The sequence below is a fragment of the Methanocrinis sp. genome, from assembly GCF_049974945.1.
In the GTDB taxonomy this organism is placed as follows: Archaea; Halobacteriota; Methanosarcinia; order Methanotrichales; family Methanotrichaceae; genus Methanocrinis.
Genome location: NZ_JBNGCU010000073.1, coordinates 1 through 8,842, shown reverse-complemented (window position 1 = coordinate 8,842; position 8,842 = coordinate 1). Strand labels below are relative to the sequence as shown.

Sequence of the window (8,842 nt, the reverse complement as noted above, 5' to 3'; positions counted from 1 at the left end):
CCTATCATGAAGCCCTGTCGAGGCTTCGACCCGGGTTCGACTCCCGGTCCGGGCGTTAAATTAGGGCGCAGGTTTCAAACCCTGCACCCTTCCGCTCTTCTCATCTCGACCTCTGAGAGACACCCCATTCTTCTGAGACGGATTCGGTTTGGTAGGCATTCAATCGAAAAGTTTATTACTAAATGATATGATTTTGGTTTGTCGTGTACAGCCATTCCATCTATCCAAAAAGGACCGCAGACTTTCGCGCCCTCGAGCGGTGAGACGCACGACCTCACCCTCGACCTTGGGAGCGAAAGAGTATGCCCGGGCTCCTCGATGGACCCGGACATCCTCGATCCTCTCTTCGGCCACACCGGTCGCAGGCATCGGGTCTTACGGTTCCAGCTCCTCTATCCTCCTCTCAAGCGTCCCGATCATCTCCTCGAAGAGCTCCCGTTCAACGCTCCTTCTGGCGGTGAGGGTTCCGAGAAGCTCGAGCACCTCCTGGGTCGACTCGTCCTCCGAAAACCAGGGATGGACCGAGGAGAGGCGCTCGAGCCGCTCTTCCAGAGCTTCGTAATTCTCAATCAGGCGATCTCCCGGAGACTCCCTGTTCTCCCGGAGGAGGTCGAGGGGCTTCATCAGGCTCTCGAGACATCGGTAGTACTCAAGTAGGTCCTCTTCAGGAAGTATTGGAGGAGCCATGCCCCTTTCGAGACATTCGTAGGGCTTCGTGGTCTGCTGAAGTTTTTCGCTCCACCTTGCCCAATAATCATCCATATGCTGAATTCCTCCATCAATTAATTAAGACCATAACCTACTTAGTTTTATCGGAGATCATTCGCGGCCGAGATCACCTCCCTTAATTGGGATAGAAGAACCTGCGGCGCCCCCCTTGAGGGGAAATCATATTACCGAAAGGAGGGATACCCGTCCTCTAGTCTCAAATGAAGGGAGCTGAAGATGAGCCTTGACAGCGCGGATCTTGAGAAGTTCGAGCGAGGCCTTGAGGAGGCCGACGTCGACAAGATGGAGCGAATTCTGGACCGTATAGATCCCGAGAGGCTGGAGCCCTGCCTCGTCGAGGTGGACCTATCTCGGTTGGGGCGAGAGCTCGCCGCCTCGGTCGAGAGGATGGAGGGGATGCTCCACTGGGTCCACGAGGTGACGGCAGGATCCGAGGGTGGCAAAGTCGCGAGATCGGATGAGCCACCTAGCTACGTCGCCTCTTCGGACTCAGACCGCTACCATCTCCCCGGATGCGGGCGGGCGAAGAGGATCGCTCCCGATAAGAGGATCCATTTCTCAAGCTCGCGCGAGGCTCAAGATGGTGGATACGTACCCTGCAGGGTCTGCAAGCCCTCTTGACCGCCCTTCTGAATCGTCGCCGCCTTTCCTTCACGGGAACTGGCGGGCGCAGGTCCTGGTCTTGCTGGAGCATCGGCTCGACCAGAGGGGTCCCTCTCTGGGGACCTGCCCACGCTCTTTGACGTTGTAGAGCCTCCAGCCGATCCTCATGCCGTCTGTGACCCCGAGCCAGTCGGGCATCTCTTTTGGCACCCGCCAGCCCGAGTCGCCCCGCTCGAAGACGTAGCAGATCCAGGCGTGGTCGGCGTCACTCTCAAAACCGTCTATGGCGGTGACCATCGAGCCGCAATGGCCGGCGGCGCTCTCGTCCGGTGCGACCTCGACCTCGGCTGCGACCTTCAAGAGATCGAGGACGGAAGCTCCAGGGACGACCTTCAGGACCTCGTGCCTGATCCGGTCAGATCCGTAGTTTATGCTGACGAAGGCTCTGATCTCGCCCTTATTCCGGCCGAAGAACATCCTTCGAGAGGGGGAGGTGAAGATACAAGACCCTGTCGGCCCTTTTACTGTCAGCCCCTGAGATACCTGTTCTTGAAGTAAGAGTACTCACCGAGAGCCTTTCGGATCATCCCCATCGCCCTCTCCCTCTCCGCCTGGTCGGCACAGCAGCGGGAGGCCGTCTCGCCGAGCCCCTCCTCGGTCTCGTAGTTGAAGAACCGCAGGAGCTTCCCACAGGCGTCCCCCTGGACGACCTTCGCTATCCTCCAGCCTCCATCGTCCACTTTGATGTGGACCTCGTTGACACATCCGAGAAGGTTGTGAAAGTCCCCCAGGGTGTCCTGGTAAGCGCCCAGGAGGAAGGTTCCCAGATAGTAGTCCTCGTCGGCCAGGAGATGGTGGAGGGCGAGAAAGTCGCTGTTCTCCCCGGCGAAGCTCCTGATCTCGCCGTCGGAGTCGCAGGTGATGTCCGCGATAGTGCCCCTCACCGTGGGCTCCTCCCCGAGCCGGTGAAGGGGCATGGTGGGAAAGATCTGCTGGACCCCCCACATATCGGGGACCGACTGGAAGAGGGAGAAGTTGCCGATGTACTTCTTGCTCAATAGCTTCTTTAAGCTCTCGAACTCCTCGGAGTCGTTCTCGTCGGCCTTGGCGAAGGAGGCCGCCTTCTGGCAGACCTTCCAGAAGAGAAGATCGCCCTTCGACCTCTCCTCAAGGCCGATGTTTCCCAGGTTGAAGGCGTCAAAGAGCTCCTCCCGATAGTGGAGGGCGTCGTGATAGAACTCGGCATAGTTCTCCAGGTCCATGTTATCGAGGGCCTGGCGCATGTCCTCGATCTGGACCGGGTCATCTTCTGCGGGCACGACCTCCAGGCCCTCCTTGGAGTTCTTCTTTCCGATCACCTTGAAGGCGAGGAACGAGTGGTAGGCTGCGATCGCCCGGCCGCTCTCCGAGACGATGGTGGGGCAGGGGACCTCCTCCTCGTCGCAGGTCCTCTGGAGGGTGTAGACGATGTCGTTGGAGTACTCCTGGAGGGTGTAGTTGGCGCTGGCGGGGGTGGGGGTCTTGGAGCCGTCGTAATCGACGCTGAGCCCTCCGCCGACGTTGAAGTACTCGACCTCGGCCACCTTTCTCACCTTGGCGTAGATCCTGGCAGCCTCGTTCATGGCGATCTTGATCTTGCGGATGTCCGTTATCTGGGAGCCTATGTGAAAGTGGAGCATCTCGAGCCGGTCGATCATCCCGTTCTCCGAGAGGATCCGGATCGACTCTAAAATCTCGGCGGTGGAGAGGCCGAACTTGGAGAGCTCCCCGCCCGACTCCTCCCACCGGCCGCTGCCCCTGGAGAAGAGCTTGGTCCGCAGGCCGAGCCTCGGCTTTATGCCGAGCTCCTTTGAACACCGGAGGAGGTCGAAGATCTCCTCGAAGATATCGATGACGATGACGATCTTGCTCGACTCGCCGAACGTGAGGGCGAGCTTGAGGTAGTCTTGATCTTTGTAGCCGTTGCAGACGATCAAGGCGTCGGGCCCAAGGCCCAAAGATAGAGCCGCCAGAAGCTCTGCCTTTGTCCCCACCTCCAGGCCGACGTTGAGCCTCTCTCCGCCCTTGACGATGTACTCCACCACCTCTTTTCTCTGGTTCACCTTCATGGGGAAGACGAGCCGGTACCCGCCCCCATACTCCAGCTCCTCCATCGAGGCGAGGAAGGCCCCGTTGATCTCCTCGAGCCGGTCCTCGATGATCTGGGGGAATCGAAAGAGGATCGGAAACGAGACAACTCCGCCCTCGTTGATACGATCGACGATCTCCATCACCTCGACCGTCCCTCCGTTTCCCTTTCTTGGAGATACAGTCAGGTTTCCGGCATCGTTTATGGTGAAGTACCCGTTCCCCCAGCCTTCTACGCCGTAGAGGCTCGCGGAGTCGTCAATCGTCCACATCCATCCTCCTGAAGGTCCCCCACCCTCCGGGCTGCCCCCTTCTGATATCGCCTTCCCCTCCGAGCCCATTATAGCCGCTTAATTCCGTCATTCTATCATCAGACCCCTTCGACCGCGCCGCCCGAAGCTGAGCTCGGGCACAGTCCGGCGGCCTCTGAACTTGAGCTTGGCATTGAGGGCGATCGCGGTATATAAAACTTGGATATCAGCCCATGTTATAAAATACATAGCCGATCGGTGACAACGTTTAATAGTTCTGCGTATGTCTCCTCTGCCACGGGATGAAAATGACGGTTAAAGATCACAGAGATCATTCCGGCGACCTCGAAGAGCTCGCCACCACCATGAAGATGGAAGACCGGAGCATCCGCCAGCTCGCGATGGAGATGGCGAAGCTCGGGTTTCAGGCGGGCTCCCTCGGTCGCTCGGTGGAGGCCTGGGAGAGGATGCTCTCCGAGGATGAGATCACCATCTTCCTGGGTCTCGCGGGGGCCATGGTCCCCGCAGGGCTTCGGAAACTCGTCGCCTTCATGGTCTCAGAGAGGTTGGTGGACTGCGTAGTCAGCACCGGGGCGAACCTCTTCCACGACCTCTGCGAGGGGCTCGGCGTCGTCCACTACCGGGGCGACCCTCTTGCCGACGACGCAAGGCTCAGAGAGGAGGGGATAGATCGGATATTTGACGTCTACGTCTCCGAGGCTGGCCTGCAGAAGGGGGACCGGTACATCGCCGAGTTTGTCAAAGGCCTCGATCCCGGTCAGAGCCGCTCCTCAAGAGAGCTGATGGAGATTTTGGGCAGAGAGATGCCCGCCAATACCATCCTCGGCAGCGCCAGCCGGGCAGGGGTTCCCATCTTCGTTCCCGCCCTCTCCGACAGCTCCATCGGGATCGGGATAGTCCTGGCCTGGAGGGAGGGGCACCGGATCGTCGTCGACCAGATCAGAGACGTCGACGAGATCAGTCAGATCACGGAGAAGTCCTCTCAGACCGGCGTCGTCTTTGTAGGCGGAGGCGTCCCCAAGAACTTCATCCAGCAGACCAAGGTGGTGGCAGACCTCTGCGGCAGGTACCGGGGCGGCCACAACTACGCCATCCAATACACCATCGACTCGCCCCACTTCGGGGGTCTCTCCGGCTGCAGCTTCAGCGAGGGGGTCTCCTGGGGAAAGATAGCAAAAGAGGCGAGGATGATCCAGGTCTTCGTCGACGCCACCATCGCCCTTCCCCTGGTCGTCCACGCCCTCAACGAGTGCGGAACCCGGCGAAAGGCCCCGCCGAGCTTCGCCTGGGAGGATGGAGAACTCTCCCTCGCCTACGATGGAAGGTGATAGAGAGAAGTGGTCGGGAGGGCCGGAAGATAAGACGGAAAAAAACCGATCAGAAGAGGTGGGAGACGGAGGCTCTCAGAGCCCCGTCGCGCTGGCGAGCTGCAGGCTCTCGGCGCGGTCTCCATTCCCCTCCACCAGCACCACCCTGTCGCCGTCGTTCCAGACGTAGATGTACTTCAGCTCTTTTCCGACCCGGTCCCTGATCTCGGTGACCTGATGGCCGTTGACGACGGCGGTGCTGAACCGGTCAACTCCCACGAAGGGGGGCTTCTCGAACTCCGGCTGGGCGAGGTAGTTTGCGACGGCAGCCTCTGCCTTCAATTCGCTCTCGCAGTCGATCACCGTTATCTTCGCGTTGTAGTCTTTGCCCATCTCGCCCCACTGGTACATGCCCACGACGGCCTCGACCTCGCCGATATCCTCATCTCCCCTGAAATCGGCGATCTCATCCTCCATGTCTATGCCCTGAGTCGAGTCGTCGACGACGGCGATGAGCGAGAACCCCTGGGGCAGGTTCTCGGTGGGCACCCCGGCCTCTTCGCCGCCCGTTCCCTCCTCGCTCAAGCAGCCGGCGACCAAGACGGTTCCGGCGATGATCAGCATGCAAATCGCGTACTTCAGGCTCATGAGAGCAAGATAGACCTGCTTTTGGCTGATAAAGGCTTTGCTGGAGACGACTTGTGCCGTTTGAGGATCTGGACCATGACGGAAGCTACCGGATGATCGGGTTTCCGAGGGCCACCAGAAAGAGGTGAGAATCAGAGACCGAACCTCCTGTACATCATGGCCTGAAAGGAGCTGGCGCCAAGGACTTTTGAGACCAGGGCGGCCTCGTCACCTTCCAGCTGGTGGACCCTCGCCGGAGGGATCGGCTTTCCTCTTGAAGCGTATACGGCACCTCCGACCATCTTGGCGCAGATGTAGCCGCCCGCATCGCCCGCGACGAAGATCTCGCCGCCCCTCATCTCCGCAGCTGTGAAGTCCTCGCACCTCCCAAGAACGACCAGCCTTCCGCCTCTCATCAGAACGCCCGTGTTCCTGCCGGCATCGCCCCTTATCTCCAAAAGGCCAGAGCGCATCAGTATCCCGGCGCTCATCCCGGCCACCCCCTCCACCCTCAGACGCCTCCCCGATCTGCACCTCGCCGCCAGGGTCTCCCGGAGTAGGCCGTCGTTCAGGATGAGACCTTCGGCGTCGGAAAGGTTTGGGGGAAGGACCTGGCCGCCCCGCTCCAGAGCCTCGGTTATCGAGACGTACTTCCGGTAGCCGGTCCTATCCGACTCGACCTCGATCACGTTTCCCAGCGGATTTGAAACGCTCCCGCTGACGTAGATCGAGCCCCGGAGCATGCTGACCCCCATCCGGGGTCCTGCGTCCCCGTCGACGATGATGGTGCCTGCGCCTTCGATGGGGCCGCCAGATCCGCCGAAGCTCGCCAGATCGACCCCCAGGCTCGAACCGAGCCTTCCGCCGACGTCGCCCCGGATCCGCACGAAATCACCTCGCTTCAGCGCCTCCACCAGATCCCGCCGGGTGAAAGACCCGGAGACGACCCCGTCGGGATCGAGGCGAGAACCCCCGTGCTGCCAGTAGAAGTCGAAGGTGAAGTCGCAGAGGCAGCTTTCGCCGTAGCTCTCGATCTCGATCAGGAGAACATCCCCGTCGACCTCTTCATCTTCTGCCCACCATCCTCCGGGAGATCTTCACGCCGATGAGAGATATCGCTATCGAAAGAGCCGCCGAGGCTGCCAGGTACTCGGTGTTCGAGCCCGAGATGATGGGGAAGGGGAAGGCCATGCCGGCGCTGCTCGCCAGGATGAAGACGCTGGCGGACCAGAAGATGAGCCCCGTGGCCAGGATGAAGAAGGGGTAGGAGTAGGCCCTCTCGTCCCCCACCCCCTCCAGGTAGAGGTCCAGGATCTTGCCCAGGTTGACGCAGATCCCCGCCGCCACATACCACCATACGCTGTAGTAGACGAAGACCATGATGAGGACGATATAACCGTACCAGATCTCGCCGGTGTAGTAGTCCCAGAACCTGACCGACCCCTGGATGGTGGCGATCAGCACCAGTACCGCGGCCAGGACGTAGGTGACGAAAGCCACCTTCCCCCGGCGGAGGTTCCCCTTGAAGGTCTGCTTGGTGCTCTCGATGAAGTCGTCGAGGCCTAGACCCCGAAAGAGGAGGTAGACCCCGACGGCGGCGAGGATGGCGACGACGGCGAAGTCCGACCTTCCGAGGAAGCTGAAGGTGGAGTATATGAGAAGGGCGAGACCTATGGGTATGAAGAAGGTGTGGCTGATCTTGGGGTCCCTGAAGACCTGCTTGAGAAGATAGTAGGTGCTCTCCAGGTTGTGGCTCTGCTTGACGAGGACCCTCTTCACGCCGTCGACCTTGACCCTGGACTGGATTATCGGGAGGATCGCCTCGTCCTCCGCCCCGTCGGAGACGACCACCACACCCTCCGGCCGGAACCTCTCGATGAGGTGGTCGATCTGGTGGGCGATCTTCCCGTCGGATACGAGCCCCACGTTGGGGTCTCCCGCCACCGAGGCGATCTCGACGGCCTTTCCCTGGCTGACCAGCTCGTCGTATACCTGAATCCCGCCGAGGATGGTGTTAACGTCCGAGTCCTCGGGGTCTGCCAGGCCGAGCTTAAGGGTAGCCTCGACGTTGGCGGCCCTCCCGACGATGGGGCTCTCGATCCTGGCCTTCCGGCCCAAGTCGTCGTCTCTATCGATGCAGAGCACCAGTACATCCATATTGGGGATACATCCGCTAAGAACGTACTTAAAGATTCGCCGAAATGGAGGCAACGAGCCCCTCCATCGGAGTGGAATCGTTTTATTCCGGCACCACGTCGTCAGGAGACTCGGAGATTGCGGCCTCTACCTCCGGCGGCTCGATCTCTGTCGTCTGGTTTGAGACCTCCGAAGATAGGCTCTCCTCCAGCCCAGATTCAAACTCCGGGACGGTGGCGTTCAGCACGCCCCCGGTTCGCTCTTCCGGAACGCGACATGGACCCCACCGGTTGCATCTCCAGGCCTTTTCGGCGCATTCGCAGACCTCTCCTCTAACCAGGCAGACGTCATGGCACTCCGTCACGCACTTATCTTCGCAGGTCTGATTCCAGCCACCAATACATTCGTACTCGTCACAGCATTCGGTGCAGTTGGTCGCCGAGAAGCGGTTCAGGCAGTTCGAGGGACCTTGCTCATCCGATTCACATTCCACTTCTGCTAAAAGCTCACAGCATTCGTAGCAGCCATAGCCCCACTCTGAACAGTTCCACTGGCAGCGCTCGCCGCAGTCGGTCAGACACCTCTTCCCCCAGTCCATGCATTCCTCGTGGCATGTCACCGCAATGCAGACCTCCTGATAGTCCAGACAGCATTCGGTGGCCACCATCACCTGGGCAGAATCTTCTGGAGTTTCGACCTCCTCGGCGATGACAAGGGCAGGAATAAATAGCATCGCTAAGAAGACGATCAAGATCTCAGATTTCATCTTCGTCACCATTCGGAGAAGTGGTCTCTCTCGACTAATTAAACTTGCGGAGATGGGATTAAAAACCAAAAAGATCCGCGAATTATTGATCGTCTGAAGAGGTCTGGATGCGACAAAGGATATTTATCTAAAGCATCTTGTATGATGAAACATGTTTTCCTCCAAATTTGTTCTCATATTGACGCTGGCGCTGGCGACATCAGCCCCAGCCTCGGCCTTAACCTTCGAGAGCATCCAGCGTGGCGTCGACCTCTACAACTCTGGAGTGGAGAACG

At 59.6% G+C, this 8,842-nt stretch carries 9 protein-coding genes; 2 read left to right on the top strand and 7 right to left on the bottom strand.

The features are described 5' to 3' along the window. Positions 1–375 precede the first annotated feature (375 nt). Positions 376–762 carry a hypothetical protein gene (locus ACP5EL_RS07740; protein WP_428401942.1) on the bottom strand — a complete coding sequence of 129 codons (387 nt, stop codon included), beginning with the start codon at positions 760–762 and terminating at the stop codon, positions 376–378. A 183-nt stretch (positions 763–945) separates the two neighbouring features. Between ACP5EL_RS07740 and ACP5EL_RS07735 the strand changes: the two genes are divergently transcribed. Then, positions 946–1,350, top strand: a complete 405-nt coding sequence (locus ACP5EL_RS07735) for a hypothetical protein (RefSeq protein ID WP_428401941.1) — start codon at positions 946–948, stop codon at positions 1,348–1,350. A gap of 30 nt (positions 1,351–1,380) precedes the next feature. On the opposite strand, the gene ACP5EL_RS07730 is transcribed toward ACP5EL_RS07735, so the two are convergent. Next, entirely contained in the window at positions 1,381–1,809 is a 429-nt protein-coding gene (locus ACP5EL_RS07730; RefSeq protein WP_428401940.1) for a hypothetical protein, read from the bottom strand. Between the two features lie 50 nt (positions 1,810–1,859). Beyond that, positions 1,860–3,731 carry a biosynthetic arginine decarboxylase gene (gene speA, locus ACP5EL_RS07725; RefSeq protein WP_428401939.1) on the bottom strand — a complete coding sequence of 624 codons (1,872 nt, stop codon included), beginning with the start codon at positions 3,729–3,731 and terminating at the stop codon, positions 1,860–1,862. A gap of 287 nt (positions 3,732–4,018) precedes the next feature. On the opposite strand from speA, the gene ACP5EL_RS07720 reads away from it, so the two are divergent. Next, positions 4,019–5,059, top strand: coding sequence for a deoxyhypusine synthase (locus ACP5EL_RS07720; protein ID WP_428401938.1), 1,041 nt, complete (start codon positions 4,019–4,021; stop codon positions 5,057–5,059). Between the two features lie 75 nt (positions 5,060–5,134). Here the strand turns inward: ACP5EL_RS07720 and ACP5EL_RS07715 are convergent, their stop codons facing one another. The 4 genes from ACP5EL_RS07715 to ACP5EL_RS07700 all read right to left on the bottom strand — a co-directional run bounded on the left by ACP5EL_RS07715 (position 5,135) and on the right by ACP5EL_RS07700 (position 8,579). Beyond that, on the bottom strand, positions 5,135–5,686 hold the full coding sequence (locus ACP5EL_RS07715) for a hypothetical protein (RefSeq protein WP_428401937.1): 552 nt from the start codon (positions 5,684–5,686) through the stop codon (positions 5,135–5,137). Between the two features lie 131 nt (positions 5,687–5,817). Next, positions 5,818–6,579, bottom strand: coding sequence for a tributyrin esterase (locus tag ACP5EL_RS07710; RefSeq protein ID WP_428401936.1), 762 nt, complete (start codon positions 6,577–6,579; stop codon positions 5,818–5,820). Positions 6,580–6,730: 151 nt separating this feature from the next. Beyond that, positions 6,731–7,822, bottom strand: a complete 1,092-nt coding sequence (locus ACP5EL_RS07705) for a DUF373 family protein (protein WP_428401935.1) — start codon at positions 7,820–7,822, stop codon at positions 6,731–6,733. 82 nt (positions 7,823–7,904) lie between these two features. Beyond that, positions 7,905–8,579: a hypothetical protein gene (locus tag ACP5EL_RS07700; RefSeq protein ID WP_428401934.1), complete on the bottom strand. Its 675-nt coding sequence runs from the start codon at positions 8,577–8,579 to the stop codon at positions 7,905–7,907. Positions 8,580–8,842: the final 263 nt, after the last annotated feature.

Excerpts from the sequence above, each read along its gene's own strand:
- ACP5EL_RS07715 (WP_428401937.1), bottom strand. The coding sequence starts at position 5,686 with ATGAGCCTGAAGTACGCGATTTGCATGCTGATCATCGCCGGAACCGTC.
- ACP5EL_RS07730 (WP_428401940.1), bottom strand. The coding sequence starts at position 1,809 with ATGTTCTTCGGCCGGAATAAGGGCGAGATCAGAGCCTTCGTCAGCATA.
- speA (WP_428401939.1), bottom strand. The coding sequence starts at position 3,731 with ATGTGGACGATTGACGACTCCGCGAGCCTCTACGGCGTAGAAGGCTGG.
- ACP5EL_RS07740 (WP_428401942.1), bottom strand. The coding sequence starts at position 762 with ATGGATGATTATTGGGCAAGGTGGAGCGAAAAACTTCAGCAGACCACG.
- ACP5EL_RS07735 (WP_428401941.1), top strand. The coding sequence starts at position 946 with ATGAGCCTTGACAGCGCGGATCTTGAGAAGTTCGAGCGAGGCCTTGAG.
- ACP5EL_RS07705 (WP_428401935.1), bottom strand. The coding sequence starts at position 7,822 with ATGGATGTACTGGTGCTCTGCATCGATAGAGACGACGACTTGGGCCGG.
- ACP5EL_RS07700 (WP_428401934.1), bottom strand. The coding sequence starts at position 8,579 with ATGGTGACGAAGATGAAATCTGAGATCTTGATCGTCTTCTTAGCGATG.
- ACP5EL_RS07720 (WP_428401938.1), top strand. The coding sequence starts at position 4,019 with ATGACGGTTAAAGATCACAGAGATCATTCCGGCGACCTCGAAGAGCTC.